Consider the following 22,469-nt stretch of genomic DNA (forward strand, 5'->3'; position numbering starts at 1 on the left):
ATTCTTCTACCATCTCCAATCACCATCGTCTCATAATAAAGATGTAGAAACAATGCTCAATAAACATGTGAAAAGGAAAACAGCATTCTACTTCAATAATTTCTTAACTAAAGGAGGAATAAGCATGTTAGATATTAAAGGGAAAGTTGCAGCTATTACAGGAGCAAGCAGTGGAATCGGTGAAGCTACTGCTCGTTTACTTGCTCAACATGGGGCTCATGTTGTATTAGGAGCCAGACGCACAGAACGACTGGAGGCTCTTACCTCCGAAATTCGTTCAAAAGGGGGATCGGCTGATTATATGCAACTGGATGTGACCCAAAGGGAGCAGATGGAAGCGTTCATTAAGTACGCTGAAAAACGGTTTGGACGTGTGGATGTCATTGTGAACAATGCAGGAGTGATGCCTCTTTCAAAATTGGAAGCCCTGAAAGTAGAAGAATGGGACCGCATGATTGATGTTAATATACGAGGCGTTCTGCATGGGATCGCGGCAGGGCTTCCCATCATGAAAAAACAAGGATTTGGTCAGTTTATCAATATTGCTTCTATTGGCGCGTATAGTGTAACGCCGACTGCAGCAGTATACTGCGCAACGAAGTATGCAGTTCGGGCGATTTCTGAGGGGTTGCGTATGGAGGTTGGTGGGGATATTCGTGTAACGCTGGTATCACCGGGAGTAACCGAATCCGAGCTTGCCGACAGTATTTCAGATGAAGAGGCTCGGCAGGGAATGAAAGAATACCGCCGTATTTCGATTTCGCCGGATGCCATTGCTCGTTCCATTGTGTATGCCATGGAGCAGCCTGCGGATGTAGATGTGAATGAAATCATTGTCAGACCCACGGCAAGCACAAATTAACTCCATGCAATAAAATCCGTGGTTCCATCTCTGCATTCAGATTGTTTTGTCCCCTATCCTTCTTTGCCGATGGGGGATTATTTTTATTATAAGATGAGGAAGACCATTATTCACACTATAGAGTCCAAAAAAGATGCGACTTTAACATAATCGGGTTTACTTTTACCAATGTTTGTGTTAAGTTAATTTCGACAAACATCGAAATTAAGACTGGAACCGAAGGGAGACGAACAGGGTGAAAGAGACAACAGAGATGCAGCAAGCTGTAAAAATATATAAAGCACTTGGAGAACCGACTCGTCTCAAGATAGCACTTCTGCTAAAAGAGGAAAGTGATCAATGCTGCTCTGTACTGGGCGAGAAGCTGAACAGTGTAGCGATTTCAACGCTATCACACCATTTGAAGCAAATGGCAGAATCGGGACTGCTCACATACCGCAAAGAGGGGACGTTTATTTATTACAGCTTGGATGTGGAAGCAGCACAGAAATATGCCCCGTTCCTGTTGACATAATTTTTTTTAGTCTTAATTTCGATATTTGTAAAAATACAAAAATATAAAAAAACTAAAGAAAAGAGGCGTTTTTTAAAATGCAGAGCACGTGGAAGGTGTACATTTTGGCCATTGTCAGTTTTTTGGTAGGTACATCTGAGTACATTATCTCAGGTATTTTGGATCAGATTGCGACAACCATGGGGATTACGGTGTCCGCAGCGGGCCAGTTGATTACCGTCTTTTCTCTTGCTTACGCGATAGGCACGCCGATTCTGATGGCAGTAACCGCTAAATGGGACAGACGCAACCTGCTCTTGAGTTCCTTAGGATTATTTGCAGTAGCCAATATGCTCTCCTTTGTCTTGCCAGGTTTTGGGATGTTTATTGCCGCACGTATTCTGATGGCCCTCGGGGCGGGGATGGTCGTGGTTACTGCACTGAGCATTGCTGCAAAAATAGCCCCAGTTGGCAAGCAGGCCAGTTCTATTGCTACAGTCACTATGGGTTTTACAGCCTCGCTGATTATAGGGGTGCCGCTTGGGAGAATGATCTCTTCTGCATATGGCTGGAAAACCGTATTTCTCGGCATCGCTTTATCGGGGATTATTGCCTTGATCGTTATCGCTATGACAATCCCTCGCTTGAAAGGAGATCAACCGATCCCTTTACTGCAGCAGTTTGCACTTCTGAAAAAGCCTGAAGTTGCCTTGGGATTAGGCATTACCTTTTTTTGGCTAGGAGGTTATTCACTCGCGTATACTTACATCTCACCGTACTTGCTGAATGTATCAGGTGTAGGAGAGGATATGCTAAGCTCAGTATTACTCGCCTTCGGAATTGCCAGTCTAATCGGGTCAAAAATTGGTGGATACAGTGCGGATAAAAAGGGTATACCCTTTACATTATTAGGGGGCATGATGTTGCACGGTATTTCCTTACTCTTACTTCCTTTTGCCGCTCATTCTTTGATGGCAGTATTTGCTTTATTGATTCTATGGTCGTTCGCAGCCTGGACAACCGGACCTACTCAACAATATAACTTGGTCACTCTCGTACCGGAATCTTCCGGTGTGATGCTGAGTCTCAACCAGTCTACCATGCAGCTTGCTATGGCAGCGGGAGCCGGAATTGGCGGTGTAGTTGTTGGTCAGGTTTCGCTGGCCTCCATCCCTTGGTTTGGAGCAGCTGGTGTCGCTATCGCCATGGTAGCTGTATATCTACTTTCACGAAGATCTTCGGTTCACACGGAATTGGGTGTGACAGAATAAAGAATTATAGAAAAACGAGCTCAGCGGTAGATGGCATCGCTGGGCTTGTTTGTTTTGAGTGAGCACTCATATGCTCTCTGACAGCAGGAGGGTCTATTCAAACGCAATATCAGTAATTTTGCCGCCTTCTTTAAAACCGATATTTTTATAAACTTGATTGGAAACTGAATTTTTTACATCTGCGTAAAGCATGGGGGTTAGCTGCTCATTTTTCAAAATGGAACATAACCCCGATACTATTGCGCTGGCAAAACCGTTTTTTCGCCAGGTAGGGGGAGTATAAACAGCATTAATACGGCCATGCCTCGGAGAACGATGAGCAATGTTAGCCATGGACACGGGCATACTATTTACAATCCAAAGATATAAATTCCCTGTCTCAATCGCTGCCTTCGCAGCTGATATTTGACTAGTCGGATCAACTGAACGGTCTAAAGCATCTTTTGAAAAACCAGCTAGAAGCTGGGCAACTACCTGTACGTCCTCTGAAGTGGCTTGTCGTATGATCCCCTCAACGCCAGAAGGTTTGTTGTACTCAGGACAGAAATAAGATTCCATAACCATATGAGTATGTACCTGAGCAGTATGCCGCTCGGCGTAAGCATGTGCGAAATTCTCGGCTGTTTCGACATCACCACATACACCTGATAGGTTGGTTCCTTCTAAATAATGTAAGAGTTCTTCGATATAGGTTAACTTATGGTTGCCGATGATTTGCTGCGAAATCCATAGCCAAGCCTTATGTCCGGGTGATTGAGCGAAAATCATATTTCCATCAGACGTTTTAAGGCATGTTGATTCTTCTGACTCACATATTCGATGAAGCAAATTATATCGAACCTCATCAATCAAAAATGGATTGTGATTTAATAGATCATCGAATGGGACTAGCTGCTCAATCATGGCTTTGCCTCCCTAAAAAATGAGGTTTGATCTAATGTACTTGTATATGCTATGAAAATAAACTGCTACGAAGAGCTGTTGTTATATCTACTAGGATTTAAACTTCCGCGCTATAAGCTTCTTATTCTTTTGTCGCCAAATCCATCTTTCGATAAAGTTTTTTTCTTTTCTTTCCTGAAGCGTTTCCTTCATCCCTTTAATGAGAAATTCGGATCTTCGCTTGTCGTTCCTGCTAATTTCACGTAGTTCCTCAATAAATTTATCGTCCATGTCTGCATCTCCGTTAGTTCAGGATTTTCCAAATTACTAAGATAAATTATACAGAACGTATGTTCCTTTTTCAAGTCTGCGTCTACTCTATTCAACACATAACCATTTTTAGATGAATGCTGTGAGGCCCGCGCCAATTGAATAGGGAAGCATATGCTAAAGTTGAAAGGAGGAATTTACAACATGACTAATAAAGCATACGTATCTCAAACGTATCCACGCCTTACAGTCTACAATGAAGAAAATTTTCGGGGTTCTAGCAGAGTATTCAGAGGAAACCTAGGTATCCGCAACACCGATAATATTCTCGACGGCATCGAAAGTCTGCGTTTCTTTTCTACCAGCAGCAATGCTACACTTGTACTCTTTACTGGCACGCGGTTTAGAGGTAACTTCCGTGTGTATAGAGGCAATCGCAGCATCGCCGACCTGGATGATCTGATTCGCGGGAATGATGTGGAATCTATTATCTCTACCAATCAACGTTTGACGTTGCAGCAAATCCGTAATATCCGCAGTACTGGCAGACTGCCATCCGGCTATCGGATCATCTAACGGTCTTTAGTTTATAAATACGCTATTTTACTAGACTGTTTCAGAAGCTTGCAGGTTTGGGGCTTCTGGAACGGTTTTTGTATGATGGAACTGGAAAATATGAGTAATACTTTAAAAGTAAAACAAAATCATGGACAAGTCAACGATGTACACTCATGTCGGCGATGAAAACAATCGCATTTTACTTATAATGTGAAATAATACATTTTAAGCGTATGGCATACTTCTTTAAAATGAAATTTAAATTTTAAATATAGTATGGAATGAAGGGAAGGCTTGTCTATGAATTGGTTTAAAAAGTTTCCTGTTTTTCAATAGCTTCGTTAACATAAAAAGCAATTTCACAGACCATATGTGCAAGAATGAGGACGAAACAAATACAGCCTCTTGATAGAATGAGAAACATCACCTATTAGGAGGCTATATTTATGAACAAAATCCAGCAATTTCATGCACTTCATACTTCAAAGGAACCTTTATTTTTGGGGAATGCTTGGGATTTGCTATCTGCCGTGGCTCTGGAGAAGGCAGGCTTTAAGGCGATAGGTACAACGAGTTGGGGGATTGCCAATACACTTGGGTTTGCAGATGGAGAGCTTATTGATTTTGACCAGCATATAAGCATCATTCGCACTATTGCAGAGCATGTTCAAGTTCCTGTGTCGGCAGATATTGAAGCAGGATATGGGGAGGATGCGGCAACGATTGTCGAGCATGTATTAAGGACAGCCGATGTCGGAGTGGCGGGGATTAATATTGAGGATTCATTAAAACAGCAAAAGGGACTTCGAGAAGTGAGGGCGCACAGTGACCTGCTGTCCAAAATAAGAGCTGCCTTGGATGTTCATGGGTTTAAAGAGTTTTTTATAAATGCAAGAACAGATACATTTTTGCAGATGGAGACTCCACTTTCGGAGACCATAGAAAGGGCCAAAGCGTATGTGGATAGTGGTGCGGATGGAATTTTTGTTCCAGGTTAAAAGAGTGATGAAGAGATCAGAGAGGTTGTATTTCATATACATGCTCCGCTTAATGTTTTATCTTTGCCAGGTCTGACGAATGTCCGCCAGCTTCAGCAGTTAGGAGTCAAACGGTTTAGCTTTGGAAATGCGTTTTCTGATAAGATAATAGTTGCTTTGCAAAAGAATGCGGAACAGTTGATCAACCTTCAAGATACTTCAGATTTATATGAGGATTTTGCAAAAATCCCATAAGTGACTTCCAATGAACAATATATAGATCGAAATGGTTTAGTTCGTCTATATATTGCACTTCGGAGCGACTGGAATCGAATTTTACAAAATCCTGAACTATATGAGTATGAACTAGAGAAAGGACGGATTCTTTGATCATGGCTAAACCTAGTCTTTCTTTTGAAGAAATGTGGGAGAAAATTATAGCATGTGATCGTAAATATGACGGGGTGTTTTTTACCGCTGTGAAAACAACCCGTATATATTGCCGACCTTCCTGTCGATCCCGAAAGCCGAAAAAAATCAATGTCGAGTTTTACTTTGATGTGGACACCGTGGAAAAAGCGGGTTTTCGCGCTTGCAAAAGATGCCAGCCTCATACAGATCATTCGCCGTATATCAGGCTTGTCCAGAATGTGATAGCTTTTTTAATCAATCATTATAAAGAAAAACTAGTATTGCAGGATATTGCGGATCATGTTGGAATAAGCACTTTTTATTTGGATCGGATCTTTAAACAAGAAACCTCGGAATCCCCGCGTATGTATTTGGAAAAAATAAGAGTAGATAAGGCAGCTTATCTTCTTAAAAATACAGATCTTACGAATCTTGAAATTTGCTATGAGACAGGCTTCCAAAGTCCCTCCAATTTCTATAAGTCGTTTCGCAGCTTGAACCAATGTTCTCCTAGTGAGTATAGAAATTTGAATAAGGATTAGAAAAGGAAGGTGGATATCCTTAATGAGCAAGTTATACGTATTAAATTATGTATCGCCGATTGGAAAGATAGAGATACGGGGCACCAATGAGGCTGTCTATTCCATTATGTTCTCTAATCGGAATGAGCCTTTAACGATGCTTACAGAAGAAGCTCCAATCCAAGTATTAGAGGAATGCGCCAGCCAGCTTGACGAGTATTTTAAAGGTGAGCGCTTTGAATTTTCGTTTCCTTATGCTTTTGAAGGTACGGACTTCCAGCAAAAAGTATGGAATGCGCTGGTGACCGTGGGTTACGGTACAACGACAGCTTATAAAGATATTGCTCTCGCTATTGGAAACGAAAAAGCAATCCGAGCCGTTGGCAGTGCGAACGGCAAAAATAAGCTGAGCATTGTGATTCCATGTCACCGAATTGTCGGATCAAATCAGAAACTAACTGGTTATGCAGGGGGCCTATGGAGAAAAGAATGGTTGCTCCAGCATGAGAAGCGTTGTCTGAGATCATAAGGAGGGTTCATGGATGAGAGAGACATATTTAAAAGAGTTTAAGCCGGAAAGCTGGGCTAACATGGTTCAGATCTATCAGGAGCGATATGATCAGGTAGATCCGGTGATAAGGGCAAAGGTGGCCAAAAGTAAAATTCCAAGGGAAATTCAGATCGTGCTGCTGCCCGACATGGGCGAGTATTTGCTGACTTGGATGGATCGAAAGGTTCCCGCACTTGGTCACGAAACACCGTCAGATTATTTAAAAAGCGAAGAAGGGATCAAGGCACTGAAGGCAGCCATTCTGCGTATGCCGCGTTAAACCAACTGACTCAAGGAAATACATATGACATTGAACATTGACTAGAGGTAAAGCCAACAAGGTTTGTCCAAATCCCATAAAGCCGTTCAAAGGGAGCCGTTGCCCGGCTCCCTTTGGCGATCACAAGCAACCTATGATAAAAGAGTTCTAATTGGCTGAAAGCTCACTCTCCGTCACCCATTTATGATTTTTGACAGGCTCTCCTCCAGTAGTCGGCGTATAGTCTACCATATATACGGTCGTTGGCTCAGCGGAATCTATGATAGCCTTAGCCCCATCCATCCCCTTCATATGATCTGCCGCCAGAATAACTTCTGTGCCAGCTGCATAGGGCTCGCTGCCCGCATCCTTAATCTCTTCATGAATAACCCACTTATGATTATTCACTTTTTCTCCTCCAGTGGTTGGTGTATAGGAGACTGTATAAGCAGTAGTCGTATAAGCACCTACAACCGTGGCCGTAGCGCCCTTCATGCCTGCCATATGATCGGCTTGAATGGTCGCTTGGCTGCCAATTTTGAAGGCTGGGTTTTCAGCTTCTTTTAGTCCAGCAGGAAGCTCACTGGATGTGGAATGGTTCATATCTGATGCGTCATGCTGTTGACTGCTGCTTGTCGTATGCTCCTGGGCTGGCGTGTTACTGTTCCCGCACCCACTCAAAATAATCATGACTGCACCAGCAAGTAAAGTCCATTGTATTCTCATATTCAATAGCTCCTTTAGGGTTATATTCTCACACTCAAATATACCCATAGGGGGTATGTTTGAAACGGAATTATTTTACAAACTTGTGAAGTGCTTTGTTTTCAAGTGGAGCGCCCGAAGCGACCCCCTTTTTAGTTTTGCGGAAGATACGTAATTTAAATGTTGTTGACAGTGAATAAAAAATCATTGTAATATCTACAAAACATATCAAATTACTATGTTTTAAAAGCTTTAAATATTTTAACTCACCAAAACTAGACCATATCAAGGAGCAGGGGGAGACATCAAAATGAAGAAACAATGGATTTCATTTATAGTGCTGCTGGGAGTAGTTATGCTTTTTATTTCAGGCTGTGGCAGCAAGAATACGTCGGGCAGCGCTGCGGACGAAGAAAAGAAAACACTGCATATCGGCTTTAATCCCGGTCCATATAGCGATCAGTTTAAGAATGGTGTGGCTCCATATTTGGAGAAGAAGGGATATAAGATTACATATAAAGAGTTTACAGACGGGGTTCAGCCTAATGTAGCCGTAGCTAATGGAGATATTGATGCCAATGTGTTCCAGCATTCGCTCTATCTGGACTCTATCAATAAGCGGGAGAAGATTGATCTGGTTGGTGCTGTGCAGGTCCCGACACCTCCAATGGGATTATACTCCAGCAAGCATACCAGCCTTGAGGAAGTCAGCGCTGGAGCCCAAATCAACCTGCCCAACGAGCCAGTCAATATGCTGCGGGCGCTGAACATTTTGAAGGAAGTAGGTTGGATTACGTTAAAGGACAATATTGATCCATTGCAAACCTCGGTGAACGACATCACCTCTAATCCGCATCATCTACAATTTGTTGCTACCGACCCGGCACAAGGGCCACGTGCATTGGAGGATGTTGATTTTGCGGCTATACAAGGGAATTTTGCTGTATCGAATGGAATGAAGTTAACCTCAGCATTAAAGCTTGAAAAACTGACAGATCCATTCACAAATGTGGTAGCTGTGGACAGCAAGAATAAGGACAAGCCCTTCGTCAAAGACATTATTGAGGGATATCATTCCGATGAATTCCAAAAGTACATCCAATCGAATCCTGTGTATGAAGGCTACAAGCTGCCAAGCTATTTTAAATAACTGAGGTATTATCTTATGTGGGCTGACTTACCTAGTCTGTATCTTATGGATAGAAGGTGGAGATAAACGTGATTTTTTCATCCTCTGATCTCGTCAAGGCTCTGCCTGACAACTATTTTAGCGCAATTGATGACAAAGTGAATCTGTATAAAAGCAAAGGAATAGATGTAATTAATTTGGCAGCCGGCAACCCAGATCAGCCAACACCACCGCATATCATCAACGCTTTGAAGGAAGCGGTCGATCAACCGATCAATCAGGGCTACCCGCCTTTTCATGGGAAAAGAAGCACGCTGGAGGCTGTCGCTGCGTTCTATCAACGGGAGTATCAGGTGGAGCTAGACCCTGACCGGGAAGTTGCTGTATTCAATGGCTCAGCCATAGGTGTAATGGGGATTCCGCAGGCGTTGCTGAATCCCGGTGATTGGTTGTTGACCACCGATCCGGCATATCCCCAATATTATTCCGCTGCTGCGCTGGCAAGAGCTCGTATTCATACGATTCCTCTGGATGAGAAACATGGATTCTTGCCGGACTATACAACCGTACCTGAAGAAATCGCAAAGCAGGTCAAACTGCTCATGATTAATTATCCGAACAATCCGACAGGAGTGGTAGCTTCCGTAGATTTCCTGACGAACACACTGGATTATGCTGCTCGGCACCAGTTTCCGGTTATGAATGACTTTGCATATGGTGCTCTTGGATTTGGCGGGCATAAGCCAATTAGTCTATTGCAAATCCCTGGCGGCAAGGAATATGGTGTCGAGACGTATACAGCTTCCAAAACGTATAACATGGCTGGATGGCGCTTTGGCTTTGCGGTTGGAAATGCGTCCGTTATTGGTGCGCTTAAGCATTATCATACGCATGCCTACAGTACTGTTTTTGGCGCGGTACAAGATGCGGGAGCTGTCGCATTGCTGGGCACCCAGGAGCCAGTACGGAAGCTCGCGGCGTTATATGAGCGGCGACGTGATGTTCTCATTGCAGCGTTACGAAATATTGGCTGGGATGTTGCCGCTCCCCAAGGGTCTTTTTTTGCCTGGTTCAAGGTGCCGGAGGGGTATACATCGGCTTCCTTTGCAAACTTTTTATTGGACGAGGCGCATGTTGCGGTTGCCCCTGGAGAAGGGTTTGGTCGTGCAGGAGCTTCTTATGTGAGGGTCAGCCTGGTGAACAGTGAAGAAAGACTGCTAGAGGCGGTACAGCGCATCGCAGCAACGGGTGTCTTTCAAGCATAAAGAATAAGCTGGAATAAAAGAAATTCATGGAATGAGAGCGCAAATCAAAAACGTTTTTTCTTCAGCTTGCCATACTGGTTAATGAGAGTTCGCAGTTGTTTCCCGGCTTGATTCAGTTCCATATCGTTCAGCACATAATCGGTGCTGACTTCCCAGGTGCTGCGGTCATTCAGATGAAAAATAAAGGTGGGGAAACGAGGGCGCAACCATTTGCGGATGGAGGCTCCCTCGAATTCAACTTTAGTGATTGCAGACCACGGGACAGTTCGAATACCGTCGGAAATACTGTGTTCATCAAAGATGAACAGGAAGGTATCCTTACGAAGCGTTCTGTTCAAACAGACCACCAAATAACTACCAAAAAAAGGAATTCCAATCATAGCAGACGTAATAAAGAAGAAGATTTGCAGAGCAGAGATATCTTCGTCGATAAAAATGAGCAACAGTAAAAACAGACAAATCAGCACAAACATCAAGCTACCAAGGGCTTTCCAAAATGCTAGAGATCTGCGATATACAATTTTATCCACGGAATACCGCCTCGTCGGGTACAAACGCCTGAATGAACTGAGTGATCCGTTCTCTCCAGTCTGATTCAGTCACACTTTCAATGCGCAGACATGGGGTGGCCTGCATATCCAGTGCTGTATTTCTTACGATCCACACATCATTCGTTCCTTTAAGAACAAATAGCAGATTTGTAACGGAAGGCCCCTCTTCATCCGTGTCCGTGTATACCATCTGGCTCAAATTATCGAGGTTGCAGTGATTACGATTAAAATCCTCTCGCCAGTCTTGTATCATTTGCTCAGCCGACTCTTGAAGCTTCCACGTTGCCATTTGCTGCATCGTGAAGTTAGATGAGGTTAACTCATTCCACTGTTCTTCTGTCAGATCGACGTATCGGCAGTGTGCATTGAAGTTTGGGGAAAACAGGTCGAATAATTGATCAATGTCGTGATGCCAGTCTTCTGGGGAAGACCAGCGAAAGAAATGGAGTTCATTGTGGCTGGAGAGGTGATACAAAAAACGGCCATTTCCATGGTGTATCGTTAATGTATTTTGCTTGTCCTGTTGCTCCTTGTATCCACGCAGCATTTGGCGGCTTTGTACCAGATGAGCCAGCATGTCAACAATGAACGTATCAAATTCAAGCTGCTGTTGCCCGTCATCCTGCTGTTCCAACAAGCCCTTGGATACCAGGCTATGTGTTGCAGCATGAAAAAGCAGTTCCCAGCGATCCTCCGTTAGTTCCCCGTAATAGGATTGGAGCAGACCCGAAGCCATATCCTCTGCACCCAGTGCAGTCAAGGCAAAGCCTAGTTCCTCAAGCGTTAAAATTACCGTTTGTTTGTCCATAGTCAGGCTCCTTCTCTCTCTGTTAAGTGTATGTTATTTAAATAGTTTGCTGGCCCAGCGTATCCCTTTTTCGGCGAACTTGGCGACTTTTCCACCTGCCCAGCTTCCCACTGTACCGCCAACGTATGCACCGACGGCTGCACCAACCGGACCGCCGATAGCACCGCCTACGGACCCCAAAACGACAGCACCGCCATAAGTTGCGGCAGTTTTGATCGCTACGTTAGAAGCAGATACAGCCACATCCGTTCCGGTAAGCTTCCCACTTTTCCATTTTCCAGCCAGACTGATGCCCTCGCCCACAATATTCATGGTGGCATTAATAGGGTACAGCTTTTTGGCGATCATGCCGGGAATTTGGCGGGTGGCTATGCCATAACGTCCTTTTTCCACCCCGGCGATGACGTTGCGCGTCCACTGAGGAAAGCTATTGGCTTTGTTGAATCCAAGGCCGAGCTTACCCATTTGCAGCTTTCCGGCTAAACGGTCAAAGCCCTTCAAGCCTTTCATGACAATACCTGGTTTAGCGAATTGGCGGTTTATGCTTTTGCCCAAATTACGCATAAAAGCATTGTTACCTTTGCCTTTCACCCATGCCGCATTATGTATAACCGCCCGAGTGGGATTTTTCAGACTTTTTTTGAATTCTACTGTTTTGGTGAGCACAAGTGTGGAAGCCAGACCACTATAGATCGCTGTCCCGGCAAAGCCCAATTGTCCCCGCCATTTATTGGCTTCTGACAGGCTGTTAATGGCTATATCTGCTGGGTCGTTCCCTTTTTTCCCAGAAGTTGCTCCTTCATTGCTCTTAATCTGTCCGCTCTGATCTCCTTGGTTAATCCCTGTGTCTGCTTGGGTATCTGTTTCCTTGAATTTTACTGCAATGGAACGCAGCTCTGTGCTGACAGAACCGACCGTTTGAGTAAAAGCATCCATTTGTCCACGTGCTTTATGAAAATCCTGATAAAAGCGCTGCTGTGTCGTTCCTGCCCAGCTATTCTCTAGCATTTGGATTTGCTGTGACAGTTGTCCGCAAATTTGTGCTCCCAGTTCACGTGCCTGTGCGAACTGCCTGGAAACCGCCTCTAGTTTCTCAGGAGGAACCATAATTTTAGCCATGATGTCCACCTCGGATGATTAAAATAATTACTTAATATTTTAGTGATTCTAGTTGTGGTTAGCAAAAAAAGGAGGGGGTTTTTGTTAAAAATAAGTCATTTGTATGAGTTCATGAGGGGGTATAAGGGAAAATAGTAGGAGTTGTTATGATTCGAAATTCTTACATGTTACTCATAAAGAAGATGAAAAAAAGCCTCTCTGTTCAAATGGAGCTTTCCATAAGAATGAGAGGCCATCATGCATAGAAGCTACTATATAATGTGCGACACTCTAGCTTATTTTAAAGGAACCTGCTTGGACAGCTTTTCAAACTGCTGCAAGTGAGGGGTGATCTTGGCGGTAATCCCTTTGAGATATTTGATGGCCGCTTGTCTTTGACGTTCTTTGGTTGCGACCTCTTCAGGGAACATGGAGTATTCCTTTTGAACGGAGCCATTTTTATAATTTACGGAGAAAAGCTCTCCTTGCTGCCACCTTTGGACCAGATCCTGATTACTGTGCAAAATATTTAGCACTTCTTTACCATTTTTATAAGTAAAGCTGTAGTCTGGATCGGCTACAGCATGGATCACTTGGTAGCCGTTCTGTAATCCATTGTTCTGAAAAGTACCGACTTGGATTTCATTCGAACGTATCGTTCCGTCCGTTTGCGTCACTTTATCAGTCTGCGTACCCTTGCCACTTATGGTGTCATTGCTCCACGTTCCGCTATATACGACTTTATGATGTTGTCCATCTGCATCCGTGTATTGATTTATATATTTCCCAGTACCTGATCGCTTGCCATTCACAAAATCACCCGAATACTGCTTATATTCGCTCCATTTGATCGTACCGCGCCCGTGTGGCTGACCATTCTCAACCTCTCCATAGTAAGTAGCCTGCCCGGATAACTGAAGCAATTCCTTGGTTGCAGCTGCATTCGCTGCAGGTATATTTACCAACAGCGCTCCAGAAATCAGCGATGCAGACACCATAATAGGCAGGGACAAAGCCTTTCCTTTTTGCCAAAGTTTTTGCATCATGAGTTCTCCCCTTTCGAAGCTTTGAGTTTCTACGAATCATGTTCAACGACCCAGCACCGTTTTTATACTATTTTGTGCTTGGTGATTTATAGTTTAATATAGATTGAGAATTATAGGAAACTGTTAAGTGAAAACAGGTAATAAGGAGGGGAATTCTTGAATTTACCAGAACATGGGAGTGAGGATGTATCTAGCATTCTTGCCGTAGAGTTGGTACAGAAGCCTGTGAAGACCATAAAAGGAATCCATCAAGTGGAGCCAGATGCTAATATCTATTGGCTGATTGATGTGGAATTCAGTGGTTTTACGTTGTCAGATGAAGATATTTTGCAATTGCTTAAGGGGTATATTGTGTATGGGCACGTCCATGATTTGCAGATATGGACTAGTGTGGGACGCAGACCGGCAGGCGAATGCCATTATGATAAAATCTGTATTTGTATGGATATATTCGATAATGTAGAGATGCAGATTCGATTGGAAGAAGCCAAAGTTACTGACTTTATGAACACACTGCCAGCGCGATTTCAGGAGAAGGGTACCGTTCGTGTGCTTCCTCGGGAGGACGCTGCTCATGCACGTGCAAAAGCGGAAAAACTTCAAGCATTTGTAGATCAGGAAGGTGAGAGGGAACACACTGTCATGCTTAGGCTGGTAGCAGATCAAGGTCAATCTTACCGTGGAGTGGACATCTGGGATGTCATGCTCAGCCTTGGAATGGAGTGGGGAGATATGGATATTTTCCATGCACACCATCACGGTCCGGGAGGCTATGATGAACTATTTAGCGTACATACGGGAACCGATCCCGGCTTCTTTTGGTTGAGTACACTCGCAGAGGATCGCTTTGCAGATTTGATTTTCAGTATGGATGCGGTACGAACGGTGCAGCCGCAAGCTGTGTTTGAGGCGATGTGGAAAGGTGCCGAATATGCGCGCGCCAGACTCGGTGGGACATTAGTGAATGAACAGGAGCTGCCAGCTGTACAGGAAGACTATCTGCGCCAGATTCAAGAGATGGAAGACCGCTTAAGTGAGTTTGGTTGTAGAGCAGGCGAGGATGTTGTGATGTTTCTATTCTAGGTTAGAAAGGAGTGATTTCGTTGTCCAGCAACTCCATTGAGAAGCTAAGAACGATTTTAAGACGTAAAGCTACTATTTTTCATACAGGGGGACGCAGACCGTCGGGTTCCCTTGATCAGAGCTGGATCGGTAGAGTCACAGTAGCTTTACCGACAGAGGAACAGCCGATTGACGTACAGGGAAATGTTATGGCTCCGATCATGCAATTGTATCTGCCTGCTATGCCTTTTGTTCCTCAGGCTATACGTGATATCAAGCTGTTGACAGTCTTCCTGTCTCCCGATGTACTGGATCATGAGGATATGGAAGGATATATGTGTATTCGTGAGTATACGTCGGTAGAGGATTTGGTTGAAAAAGATTTTGGTCCGGCATTTATGCAAATCAAAGCATTTCCGCTGTTCCCCGAGCTCATAGAGAATGATTATCCGGTCTGGGACGGTGAAGATATTCCTGAGGAATACGGCAATGCCCTCAAAGATATGGACGAGGAGGAGCCCGACTATTTCGAGGACATCGTAGAGGACATATATGCGGTTCACAAAATGGGCGGCTATCCCAGCTTTATTCAACCAGGCATCGACTTTGGCGAAGGCTGTGAATTTGTGTTTCAGATTGCGTCAGATGCCAAAGCCGAATTGAATATTGTCGATGGGGGTAGCTTTTATTTTGCCAAGCATCAGAATGAAGGAACCTGGCGAGGTTACTTTGATTTCTATTAATAAGCTCATGTAGGGAAGAGCCTGGAAGCGATCGTTTTGTACAGCATGGTTCGAATACTTTTGAGTCTATCGAAGTTTTCCTGAAAAGTAACTCCGGCATGTTGTTGCAAGCCTTCTTCGAAATCTTTTTTATAATGGAGCATAGCTTCTGGGTAAAGGCCAATGATATGAATTTGATTCCATGTCGGAAAGGCGTCATGATGGTACCACACTTCCAATGTTTCAAGGGCAATCATCATGTAGCACCACTTTTTATGCTCAAGAATGTTTCGCATGGCAGGGCCGTTATTGTGAATCATAATGTGCCGAAATTCATCCAAATATGGGGCTTGCACATCTACATATTCAACAGCAAAAAAGGGTTTGAATGCACGTCGCTGTACATGTTGCGGTGGTGTGGGGTAATTCGATTGGGGCGTGCTGATCATCAATTCGCTGCGTACCTCTATTTCTTTTGGGAAGCCTGTCAGCTGTTGCTTTAACTTCACATATTGCTCGGCGACCGATTTGCTTTCAACTTGTAGAAGCAGCAGGAAGTTCCATGAATCGAATTCTCCGCGCTTTTCTGCCGTCAATCTGAATCTGTAGACTTCATAGCCTTGGCTCGTATGCTCAACCATACATTGTTCCAAAAATGGTTTGACATTTATATTAAAATATTGAATGTACCGTGACATGGATAATTTAGGAATACGATGGCTTTCAGCCAGATAGAGTTGGTGATCAACAGACTGCATGACCAATCTCCCTTCTGTTTTATATTAGACTATCCTATCTTATCATTTGTTTATAATTTTCCATACATTGTCATGTTCAGTGTGAAACGATATACTCGTAATTTAGAAACTATTGAAATGAGGTAAAAAGATATGAATGTTTTAGGTCAGTTAGGATCTGCTATCCAGAGCAGCCTATTTATTCAATCCGAACTGAAGAAAGCACATGCATTGATTCAAAAGCACGACCTGCCTGTAGAGCAGGTGGAAGATGATTTTCACAAGCAAATTATCTTGCTGGAGCAATATGCTGGCACTCGCATTTTTCAGCAAGGGCTTGCCAGATACAAAGTAATCAATGCAATGCTTATGATCCTATCTGTGATTATATTGCTGGCAGCAGTTATCGTTGCAGTGGTGGAATATTTGCAGCCGGAGCGGCATCTGCTGCAAGTGTTGGCGAATGCCATGTTTGACCACTGGGTTCCCTCTATTACGATACTTAGTGTTGTATTTGTGGGTGTGATCGTTCTTGCCATCGTGAGAAATGTTTATGCCAGACGATTACATACGCGTGTGCTGGATCGGTCCTGGCAGGCCATTTTCCATCATGTGGACAAACGAGGATAAAGAGTAGCTGTAGAAGATTGGCATATCAGTTTAAGGAGTGGCAGCAATGAATGACTGGGAATCGGGCATCATTCAAGTTGATAATGAGCACGCGATTTATTCTTCTTTAACAGAAGAGCAGTTGTTAGAGACCGATTTGTACACGAAATATTTTCATTCTGTAAGAAAGCTAGGGAATGATTACATTTGGTATCATTTTGATCAAGTTCCTCTGCTGCACCGGTATTTTTTTGTGTCTGTATGCTTTAAGGATACGAGTCTAGTGGTTGTGGAGATTTCGCTCCAAGGCAATGAATTTCCAACTTCATGGGATAATTGGTCTGAAGAAGGGGAAAGAAAGCGTCAAAGGGAGCATGATCGTTTGTTACAACGACATTTGTCCGTAAAGCCAAGCTATCGTCAAACCAAGCCTTACCCCTATATGGAATATGAACTTGACTGGGGGAAAATCTCTTCTTATTTTGACCCGCGGTCGGGAAATACGGCCGTTGCTTTTAAGTATAAAGGTGAATAGCGATCTTGTAGGTGAGACTGTTGGGATAAGTAAGGAGAAGTGTGATGGATAAAAAAGCAAAGAAAATACTCATGAACACTTTCTGGTCCAGCGGCTGGAAGCAGGAGCGAGGACCCTTTTCGGGTGAGGATTTTGAATATGCCAAAAGTAAGGGCTTGATGTTCGATCCGATCACCATTACACATGATGAGATGATAAAAAGGTTATATGAGCTGCATCAGCAAAAGGCTACAAAAGAGCGAGTGGCAGCGGCGTTTCTGCACAGTCTTTCCACGAAAAAGGTTCATTTGCGAAGCGCCTTATCGAGCTGGGCATTAACCGCAAAACTGCCTATGCATACCTATGGGGAGCGACCTGTCGTCCTGACCAATTACAGCAGCTGTGGGGATTGTAATTTTCATAAACTAATGTCCGATAAGGAATACGTCAATAAGGATTTGAATGTGCTGAATTTTGAACGGATCAAATGGGGCGGTATTCGGCTGAATCACCTTCTTTACTGCTGGATGGACCTTGAATTGTTTAGTCAAGAAGAGGAGTTCCAGGTTTCTGATGAGGATCTGGCTATCCTTCATAACATGCTGGAAGCGGTTCAGGACTGTGAGGCTCAGAATGGTGCGCGGCAATTGGAGAAGCGCTGGAAAGATGTGTTCCCATCCAGCAAAAATGAACGCGACGTGGTTATGGAGGTATGGGGATATGCTGGCTTGCTGGCACCACGGGACACACCTCGTAGACGCCGCGGCGGCAATGATGATTTTTATTCGGTAGCAGCCTGGCAAGGAGATGACGGATACTCCCAGGAAGCGCTGGACTATTATTTTGGTACGTTTTTATAAAGAAAGTGAAGGTTTATCTTCAGGTTAGGCTATTCCCCCAAACAAAAAAGGGAACTCCCTGATTGGTTCAATTGGACAGAATACTTAGAATTAAAGTAGGGTGAAAAATTGAATTTTGGGGGAATGGATGATGAGTCGATTAACCGAAGCTATAAAGATGTTACACATTGTGAAAAAAGGATCAAGACTTTGAAAGGGATCGATAGATACATCCCCAATCAGCATGGAGCCTGGGCAATGCTCATTCTTCCATTTTTGTTTGGCTTAGCTGCTTCTCCAAAACAATTCATTCATATACCTCTATTCGTATGCTGGTTTTTTATCTATTTATTTAGTTTTCCTGTTCTCCAATGGATCAAAACGGGAAACAGTAAAAGATACCGTAAACCTGTTGTTATATACGGAGCAATACTCCTTCCTCTTTTGGCTTCTCTAGTATGGGTTAAACCTGCGTTGATCTGGTACGGAGTTCTGCTCCTGTTCTTTTTTATGGCTAATATGTATTACGCCAAAATGAAGAATGAGCGTGCTTTGTTAAATGACATTACCGCGATTCTGCTTTTCTGTTCTTTTATATACCCTGTTGTTCATATTGGAGAAGGTGGAGATTGGACATTAACCACAGAGCTATTTTTGCTGTTGGTATGTTATTTCATAGGAACGGCTCTTTATGTTAAAACGATCATCCGTGAAAGAAAAAATCCACGTTACTATTATGCGTCTATTACCTATCATCTGATCATTGTGCTGTTGGCCGCCTGGCTCAAGGTGTTTTTGGTTATTCCATTTTTAATTTTGTTCATACGAGCTATATGGCTTCCTAAATTCGAGTTAAAGGCAAAGCATGTAGGCATGGCTGAAATTGGATTTTCATTGATGCTCTATGTATCTGTGCTGTTTTTATATTTTTAAAAAGGAGAGACATCAATGATATCTTTGCAAACGCCACGAGATTATCGCGTAGACCCGTTTATCGTCATTTGGGAGGTAACGAGAGCTTGCGCATTAAAATGCCTTCACTGTAGAGCGGAAGCCCAATATAAGCCTGACCCTCGTCAGCTGACATTTGAAGAGGGCAAAAAGCTGCTCGATCAAATCGCTGAAATGAATCAACCACTGGTGGTTTTCACAGGTGGAGATCCGTTATCGCGTCCTGATTTATTTGAGTTGGCTCAATATGCAATTGAGGAGAAAAAGCTATCGGTTTCCATGACTCCCAGTGCTACCCCAAAAGTGACAAGAGCAGCGGTCGAAAAAGCAAAGCAGGTTGGCTTATCACGATGGGCTTTTAGCCTGGACGGTTCATGCGCGGACATTCATGATCATTTTCGCGGGACTGTGGGTTCTTACAATACGACCATGCGGGGAATTGGATATTTGAAGGAATTGAACATCCCTATCCAAGTGAACACCACCGTGTCCCGATACAATCTTCACGATCTGGAGCGAATTGCAGAAAAGGTAAAGGAAATGCAGGCGGTGTTATGGAGCTTGTTTTTTCTGGTTCCAACCGGGCGTGGGATGGAAAAAGATATGATTACTCCTGATGAGCATGAGGCTGTAATGAAGTGGTTGTATCAGATACAGCAACAGATGCCCTACGGTGTAAAGGCTACCGAAGCACCTCATTATCGAAGGGTTGTCCTACAGGAAAAGCACAAAGCAGGACAGCATAACACAACGTCCGAACAAAAAAGGGCAGATGTCTTGGGACGCGCCCCGAAAGGCGTAAATGATGGAGATGGATTTGTTTTTATCAGTCATATCGGCGAAGTGTACCCGAGTGGTTTCCTACCTCTAACTTGCGGGAATGTACGAAAGGATAGTTTGGCCCATATTTATCGGCACTCTCCGATTATGAACCATCTTCGGGATAAATCTCTGCTTAAAGGCAAATGTGGAGTTTGCGAATTCAATACAGTCTGTGGAGGCTCCAGAGCAAGGGCTTTTGCCATCACAGGAGACTATTTGGAGAGTGACCCTTATTGTGCATATATGCCTGGAGTGGGGAAGGAAACGTGTGCTCATGAATAAAAATGCTAAAAGAGTTGTTATCCTTGGTGGAGGAATAAGCGGTTTAAGTGCTGCCTTTTATGTGAAAAAGCTGGCGGAGGACAGGCAGCTTGAAGTGGAGATTACACTGGTGGAGAAAAGCGACCGTCTGGGAGGAAAGCTGCAAACGGTTCGCCAAAACCATTTTATGATCGAAAAAGGACCGGATGCTTTTCTGGCCAGAAAAACAGCTATATTGGATCTGACTATGGAATTGGGGCTGGAAGCCGATTTGGTGTCAACAAACCCGAAGGCCAAGTCGGCCTCCATTTTGCATAAAGGCAAGCTACATACTATGCCAATGGGCTTTATTTTAGGCATTCCAACAAAGTTAACTCCCTTCATTCGGACAGGGCTAATCTCTCCACTGGGAAAAGCGCGCGCAGCCCTGGATCTAATCATTCCAGCCAAGCAAGGCGATACGGATGAATCTCTGGGGGATTTTATCAAGCGACGTCTAGGTAAAGAGGTGTTGGAGCAGATTACTGAGCCTTTGCTATCTGGTATTTACGCTGGCGATACGTATTCTCTTAGCCTCAAGTCAACCTTCCCTCAATTTAAGCAGATGGAACAAAAGCATCGAAGTCTGATTATAGGTATGGCTAAAGGGGCAGGGAGAAGATCGGGTGCACCTAACAAATACCCAGAAATCGCCAAGAAGAGCATGTTTCTTTCCTATCAACATGGATTATCGACCATCGTGGAGCGGTTAAAGGAAAAGCTCGACACCGTCCATTTTGTGATGGGACAGCGTGTGGCTGAGGTGAGAAAAGAGGACGGTTATCAAGTAGTACTAGACCATGGGCAAATCATAGATGCAGATGCAGTGATCTGCGCTGTTCCAGCCTTTGAAGCGGCCACATTATTTTCCGATATCGCAAGTGTGAGCTGGCTCCATAAGATTAACTACGTTTCGGTAGCGAATATTTCCCTGGCGTATAAAAATTCAGACCTTGATCTTGCCTATGAGGGAACTGGATTTTTAGTTCCCCGCAAAGAAGGAAAAATGATTACGGCCTGTACTTGGTCATCGACAAAGTGGAGCCATACCGCACCTGAAGGATATACACTCTTACGGACTTACATTGGGCATGCAGGCGCACAGGGATGGGTTCAGATGACAGACGATGAACTTGTAGCTGCGGCGCGCAAAGACCTGAAGGATTTAATGGGAATCGATGCTGAACCTGAATTAACTGAAGTCAGTCGGTGTAATCAATCCATGCCACAATATCCGATAGGACACAAAGAGCAGATGGCGAAGGTGAGACATGATTTGTCACAGGATTTTCCGCGTGTATTTTTATGTGGTGCTGGTTATGGAGGGGTTGGCATTCCGGATTGTATCGCTCAAGGCAAAGAAGCAGCTGAACAGCTGGTCTCAGTTTTTTTATAAGCAGGCGCTTTCCATGAGTGAAAAAGGGATCGCCCTAATTGGTTCAGCCTTGAGAGAGACATAAAATGAGAGTTAAGTATAAAACTGAAGTAAGATGGGGGAATGAAAATGAGCCAGTTAACGGAAGAAACATGGGTAGCGGACATTGTAAAAGAAGTACCCAAAACAAGTGACTTGTTCCGTAAACTACGGATTGACTTCTGCTGTGGCGGAAAAATATCGCTCCGTGAAGCGGCTGCCAGCCGGGGGCTGCACGCTGGTGAACTGCTGGCGCGGGTGCATGAAGTGGAGGAAAATCAGGCACAGCATAAGCAAATGCAACCCTCCTCACTAGAACCCAAAGAACTGATCGCCTATATTCAGGATGAGTATCATACAAAGTTGTGTGAAGAACTAGCGGCGCTCACACCGTATATTACCAAGCTAACACGGGTTCATGGCGAACGCTATTCGCACCTGAAGCGAGTGAATGAACTTTATACCTTGCTTAAACAGAAGTTAACGGTACATATTCAATTCAAGGAAAGTCTTCTGTTTCCGTTGATTCAGGCGTTTTTTCAGGACTCGACGTTTGAGCGTGTGGACGCACTTCTTTTTCACTTATCCGAGTTGCAAGACGAGCACCAAGCGGTTGTGGATTTACTGCAGGAGCTGCGTTTGATTACCAATGGCTTTGAGCCGTTACAGGAAGCTTGTGGCACACATCGACTTGTATTGAAGCGTTTGGAGGATCTGGAAGCGGACATTTATAATCATATTCTTCTTGAGAATTGTACACTAGTTGAACGTACCAGACAGGCACAACCCCATTCATAATGAAACCTATCACTTCATGACAGGCTAGACGTAAGGAGTCAAACA

26 protein-coding genes and 1 pseudogene are annotated in these 22,469 nt (G+C 44.0%); 19 read left to right on the forward strand and 8 right to left on the reverse strand.

The features are described from left to right. The first annotated feature begins 124 nt into the window (after window positions 1-124). The 3 genes from MMB75_RS01025 (at window position 125) to MMB75_RS01035 (ending at window position 2,626) form a co-directional block, all read left to right on the forward strand. Entirely contained in the window at window positions 125-862 is a 738-nt protein-coding gene (locus MMB75_RS01025) for an SDR family oxidoreductase (protein WP_016821821.1), read from the forward strand. Between the two features lie 235 nt (window positions 863-1,097). Next, on the forward strand, window positions 1,098-1,376 hold the full coding sequence (locus tag MMB75_RS01030) for an ArsR/SmtB family transcription factor (RefSeq protein WP_016821820.1): 279 nt from the start codon (window positions 1,098-1,100) through the stop codon (window positions 1,374-1,376). A 77-nt stretch (window positions 1,377-1,453) separates the two neighbouring features. After that, window positions 1,454-2,626: an MFS transporter gene (locus MMB75_RS01035; RefSeq protein WP_045244290.1), complete on the forward strand. Its 1,173-nt coding sequence runs from the start codon at window positions 1,454-1,456 to the stop codon at window positions 2,624-2,626. A gap of 93 nt (window positions 2,627-2,719) precedes the next feature. Here MMB75_RS01035 and MMB75_RS01040 read toward each other — a convergent pair whose 3' ends face one another. Together MMB75_RS01040 and MMB75_RS01045 are read right to left on the reverse strand one after the other, a co-directional pair. Beyond that, window positions 2,720-3,529, reverse strand: coding sequence for a GNAT family N-acetyltransferase (locus MMB75_RS01040; protein WP_016821818.1), 810 nt, complete (start codon window positions 3,527-3,529; stop codon window positions 2,720-2,722). A 90-nt stretch (window positions 3,530-3,619) separates the two neighbouring features. Continuing rightward, window positions 3,620-3,799, reverse strand: a complete 180-nt coding sequence (locus MMB75_RS01045; protein WP_013311365.1) for a hypothetical protein — start codon at window positions 3,797-3,799, stop codon at window positions 3,620-3,622. A gap of 183 nt (window positions 3,800-3,982) precedes the next feature. Here MMB75_RS01045 and MMB75_RS01050 point away from each other — a divergent pair, with 183 nt between their 5' ends. The 5 genes and pseudogenes from MMB75_RS01050 (at window position 3,983) to MMB75_RS01070 (ending at window position 7,075) form a co-directional block, all read left to right on the forward strand. Continuing rightward, window positions 3,983-4,354: a hypothetical protein gene (locus MMB75_RS01050; RefSeq protein ID WP_016821817.1), complete on the forward strand. Its 372-nt coding sequence runs from the start codon at window positions 3,983-3,985 to the stop codon at window positions 4,352-4,354. A gap of 428 nt (window positions 4,355-4,782) precedes the next feature. Beyond that, window positions 4,783-5,568 (forward strand): annotated as a pseudogene (locus MMB75_RS01055) (isocitrate lyase/PEP mutase family protein). Between the two features lie 137 nt (window positions 5,569-5,705). Next, the gene (locus MMB75_RS01060; protein WP_016821814.1) at window positions 5,706-6,266 is read left to right on the forward strand and encodes a bifunctional transcriptional activator/DNA repair enzyme AdaA; all 561 of its coding nucleotides are present in this window, start codon (window positions 5,706-5,708) and stop codon (window positions 6,264-6,266) included. 22 nt (window positions 6,267-6,288) lie between these two features. Continuing rightward, on the forward strand, window positions 6,289-6,774 hold the full coding sequence (locus MMB75_RS01065; RefSeq protein ID WP_016821813.1) for a methylated-DNA--[protein]-cysteine S-methyltransferase: 486 nt from the start codon (window positions 6,289-6,291) through the stop codon (window positions 6,772-6,774). A gap of 13 nt (window positions 6,775-6,787) precedes the next feature. After that, window positions 6,788-7,075, forward strand: a complete 288-nt coding sequence (locus MMB75_RS01070; RefSeq protein WP_045244291.1) for an antitoxin Xre/MbcA/ParS toxin-binding domain-containing protein — start codon at window positions 6,788-6,790, stop codon at window positions 7,073-7,075. A gap of 147 nt (window positions 7,076-7,222) precedes the next feature. Here MMB75_RS01070 and MMB75_RS01075 read toward each other — a convergent pair whose 3' ends face one another. Then, window positions 7,223-7,780, reverse strand: coding sequence for a YdhK family protein (locus tag MMB75_RS01075; RefSeq protein WP_045244292.1), 558 nt, complete (start codon window positions 7,778-7,780; stop codon window positions 7,223-7,225). 289 nt (window positions 7,781-8,069) lie between these two features. Here MMB75_RS01075 and MMB75_RS01080 point away from each other — a divergent pair, with 289 nt between their 5' ends. Together MMB75_RS01080 and MMB75_RS01085 are read left to right on the forward strand one after the other, a co-directional pair. Continuing rightward, on the forward strand, window positions 8,070-8,909 hold the full coding sequence (locus tag MMB75_RS01080; protein ID WP_031461962.1) for a MetQ/NlpA family ABC transporter substrate-binding protein: 840 nt from the start codon (window positions 8,070-8,072) through the stop codon (window positions 8,907-8,909). 68 nt (window positions 8,910-8,977) lie between these two features. After that, entirely contained in the window at window positions 8,978-10,153 is a 1,176-nt protein-coding gene (locus tag MMB75_RS01085; protein ID WP_045244293.1) for an aminotransferase class I/II-fold pyridoxal phosphate-dependent enzyme, read from the forward strand. A gap of 44 nt (window positions 10,154-10,197) precedes the next feature. Here the strand turns inward: MMB75_RS01085 and MMB75_RS01090 are convergent, their stop codons facing one another. The 4 genes from MMB75_RS01090 to MMB75_RS01105 all read right to left on the reverse strand — a co-directional run bounded on the left by MMB75_RS01090 (window position 10,198) and on the right by MMB75_RS01105 (window position 13,653). Beyond that, window positions 10,198-10,683: a DUF5381 family protein gene (locus MMB75_RS01090; RefSeq protein ID WP_045244294.1), complete on the reverse strand. Its 486-nt coding sequence runs from the start codon at window positions 10,681-10,683 to the stop codon at window positions 10,198-10,200. After that, a complete protein-coding gene (locus MMB75_RS01095) occupies window positions 10,676-11,512 on the reverse strand; it encodes a hypothetical protein (RefSeq protein WP_045244295.1) in 837 nt (278 codons plus the stop codon). The genes MMB75_RS01090 and MMB75_RS01095 overlap by 8 nt, the downstream gene beginning before the upstream one ends. Window positions 11,513-11,545: 33 nt before the next feature. Continuing rightward, entirely contained in the window at window positions 11,546-12,631 is a 1,086-nt protein-coding gene (locus MMB75_RS01100; RefSeq protein ID WP_044787725.1) for a WXG100 family type VII secretion target, read from the reverse strand. A gap of 275 nt (window positions 12,632-12,906) precedes the next feature. After that, window positions 12,907-13,653 carry an MORN repeat-containing protein gene (locus MMB75_RS01105; protein ID WP_019688199.1) on the reverse strand — a complete coding sequence of 249 codons (747 nt, stop codon included), beginning with the start codon at window positions 13,651-13,653 and terminating at the stop codon, window positions 12,907-12,909. A 159-nt stretch (window positions 13,654-13,812) separates the two neighbouring features. Here MMB75_RS01105 and MMB75_RS01110 point away from each other — a divergent pair, with 159 nt between their 5' ends. Beyond that, complete coding sequence (locus tag MMB75_RS01110; protein WP_045244296.1) at window positions 13,813-14,739, forward strand: cell division protein ZipA C-terminal FtsZ-binding domain-containing protein; 927 nt, start codon at window positions 13,813-13,815, stop codon at window positions 14,737-14,739. An 11-nt stretch (window positions 14,740-14,750) separates the two neighbouring features. After that, the gene (locus MMB75_RS01115) at window positions 14,751-15,461 is read left to right on the forward strand and encodes a DUF1963 domain-containing protein (RefSeq protein WP_230681865.1); all 711 of its coding nucleotides are present in this window, start codon (window positions 14,751-14,753) and stop codon (window positions 15,459-15,461) included. Window positions 15,462-15,466: 5 nt separating this feature from the next. Here the strand turns inward: MMB75_RS01115 and MMB75_RS01120 are convergent, their stop codons facing one another. Beyond that, entirely contained in the window at window positions 15,467-16,198 is a 732-nt protein-coding gene (locus MMB75_RS01120; protein WP_045244297.1) for a hypothetical protein, read from the reverse strand. A gap of 132 nt (window positions 16,199-16,330) precedes the next feature. Here MMB75_RS01120 and MMB75_RS01125 point away from each other — a divergent pair, with 132 nt between their 5' ends. The 7 genes from MMB75_RS01125 (at window position 16,331) to MMB75_RS01155 (ending at window position 22,424) form a co-directional block, all read left to right on the forward strand. Further along, window positions 16,331-16,807 (forward strand): DUF6097 family protein, encoded by a 477-nt coding sequence (locus MMB75_RS01125; RefSeq protein ID WP_016821801.1) that lies wholly within the window; start codon window positions 16,331-16,333, stop codon window positions 16,805-16,807. Window positions 16,808-16,853: 46 nt separating this feature from the next. Beyond that, complete coding sequence (locus MMB75_RS01130; RefSeq protein WP_017426854.1) at window positions 16,854-17,321, forward strand: hypothetical protein; 468 nt, start codon at window positions 16,854-16,856, stop codon at window positions 17,319-17,321. Window positions 17,322-17,365: 44 nt separating this feature from the next. After that, window positions 17,366-18,160 carry a hypothetical protein gene (locus MMB75_RS01135; protein ID WP_031461951.1) on the forward strand — a complete coding sequence of 265 codons (795 nt, stop codon included), beginning with the start codon at window positions 17,366-17,368 and terminating at the stop codon, window positions 18,158-18,160. Window positions 18,161-18,283: 123 nt separating this feature from the next. Next, a complete protein-coding gene (locus MMB75_RS01140; protein WP_045244591.1) occupies window positions 18,284-19,072 on the forward strand; it encodes a YwiC-like family protein in 789 nt (262 codons plus the stop codon). A gap of 15 nt (window positions 19,073-19,087) precedes the next feature. After that, window positions 19,088-20,194 carry a TIGR04053 family radical SAM/SPASM domain-containing protein gene (locus MMB75_RS01145; RefSeq protein ID WP_016821798.1) on the forward strand — a complete coding sequence of 369 codons (1,107 nt, stop codon included), beginning with the start codon at window positions 19,088-19,090 and terminating at the stop codon, window positions 20,192-20,194. Continuing rightward, the gene (hemY, locus tag MMB75_RS01150) at window positions 20,187-21,608 is read left to right on the forward strand and encodes a protoporphyrinogen oxidase (RefSeq protein ID WP_045244298.1); all 1,422 of its coding nucleotides are present in this window, start codon (window positions 20,187-20,189) and stop codon (window positions 21,606-21,608) included. Before MMB75_RS01145 ends, hemY begins: the two co-directional genes overlap by 8 nt. 108 nt (window positions 21,609-21,716) lie before the next feature. Next, window positions 21,717-22,424 carry a DUF542 domain-containing protein gene (locus tag MMB75_RS01155; protein WP_016821796.1) on the forward strand — a complete coding sequence of 236 codons (708 nt, stop codon included), beginning with the start codon at window positions 21,717-21,719 and terminating at the stop codon, window positions 22,422-22,424. The last annotated feature ends 45 nt before the right edge of the window (window positions 22,425-22,469 follow it).

The organism is Paenibacillus sp. P2(2022), assembly GCF_029522175.1.
GTDB classification, from domain to species: domain Bacteria; phylum Bacillota; class Bacilli; order Paenibacillales; family Paenibacillaceae; genus Paenibacillus; species Paenibacillus polymyxa.

Excerpts from the sequence above, each read along its gene's own strand:
- MMB75_RS01025 (WP_016821821.1), top strand. The coding sequence starts at position 125 with ATGTTAGATATTAAAGGGAAAGTTGCAGCTATTACAGGAGCAAGCAGT.
- MMB75_RS01035 (WP_045244290.1), top strand. The coding sequence starts at position 1,454 with ATGCAGAGCACGTGGAAGGTGTACATTTTGGCCATTGTCAGTTTTTTG.
- MMB75_RS01040 (WP_016821818.1), bottom strand. The coding sequence starts at position 3,529 with ATGATTGAGCAGCTAGTCCCATTCGATGATCTATTAAATCACAATCCA.
- MMB75_RS01045 (WP_013311365.1), bottom strand. The coding sequence starts at position 3,799 with ATGGACGATAAATTTATTGAGGAACTACGTGAAATTAGCAGGAACGAC.
- MMB75_RS01050 (WP_016821817.1), top strand. The coding sequence starts at position 3,983 with ATGACTAATAAAGCATACGTATCTCAAACGTATCCACGCCTTACAGTC.
- MMB75_RS01060 (WP_016821814.1), top strand. The coding sequence starts at position 5,706 with ATGGCTAAACCTAGTCTTTCTTTTGAAGAAATGTGGGAGAAAATTATA.
- MMB75_RS01065 (WP_016821813.1), top strand. The coding sequence starts at position 6,289 with ATGAGCAAGTTATACGTATTAAATTATGTATCGCCGATTGGAAAGATA.
- MMB75_RS01070 (WP_045244291.1), top strand. The coding sequence starts at position 6,788 with ATGAGAGAGACATATTTAAAAGAGTTTAAGCCGGAAAGCTGGGCTAAC.
- MMB75_RS01075 (WP_045244292.1), bottom strand. The coding sequence starts at position 7,780 with ATGAGAATACAATGGACTTTACTTGCTGGTGCAGTCATGATTATTTTG.
- MMB75_RS01080 (WP_031461962.1), top strand. The coding sequence starts at position 8,070 with ATGAAGAAACAATGGATTTCATTTATAGTGCTGCTGGGAGTAGTTATG.
- MMB75_RS01095 (WP_045244295.1), bottom strand. The coding sequence starts at position 11,512 with ATGGACAAACAAACGGTAATTTTAACGCTTGAGGAACTAGGCTTTGCC.
- MMB75_RS01100 (WP_044787725.1), bottom strand. The coding sequence starts at position 12,631 with ATGGCTAAAATTATGGTTCCTCCTGAGAAACTAGAGGCGGTTTCCAGG.
- MMB75_RS01105 (WP_019688199.1), bottom strand. The coding sequence starts at position 13,653 with ATGCAAAAACTTTGGCAAAAAGGAAAGGCTTTGTCCCTGCCTATTATG.
- MMB75_RS01120 (WP_045244297.1), bottom strand. The coding sequence starts at position 16,198 with ATGCAGTCTGTTGATCACCAACTCTATCTGGCTGAAAGCCATCGTATT.
- MMB75_RS01125 (WP_016821801.1), top strand. The coding sequence starts at position 16,331 with ATGAATGTTTTAGGTCAGTTAGGATCTGCTATCCAGAGCAGCCTATTT.
- MMB75_RS01130 (WP_017426854.1), top strand. The coding sequence starts at position 16,854 with ATGAATGACTGGGAATCGGGCATCATTCAAGTTGATAATGAGCACGCG.
- MMB75_RS01135 (WP_031461951.1), top strand. The coding sequence starts at position 17,366 with ATGGATAAAAAAGCAAAGAAAATACTCATGAACACTTTCTGGTCCAGC.
- MMB75_RS01140 (WP_045244591.1), top strand. The coding sequence starts at position 18,284 with ATGGATGATGAGTCGATTAACCGAAGCTATAAAGATGTTACACATTGT.
- MMB75_RS01145 (WP_016821798.1), top strand. The coding sequence starts at position 19,088 with ATGATATCTTTGCAAACGCCACGAGATTATCGCGTAGACCCGTTTATC.
- hemY (WP_045244298.1), top strand. The coding sequence starts at position 20,187 with ATGAATAAAAATGCTAAAAGAGTTGTTATCCTTGGTGGAGGAATAAGC.
- MMB75_RS01155 (WP_016821796.1), top strand. The coding sequence starts at position 21,717 with ATGAGCCAGTTAACGGAAGAAACATGGGTAGCGGACATTGTAAAAGAA.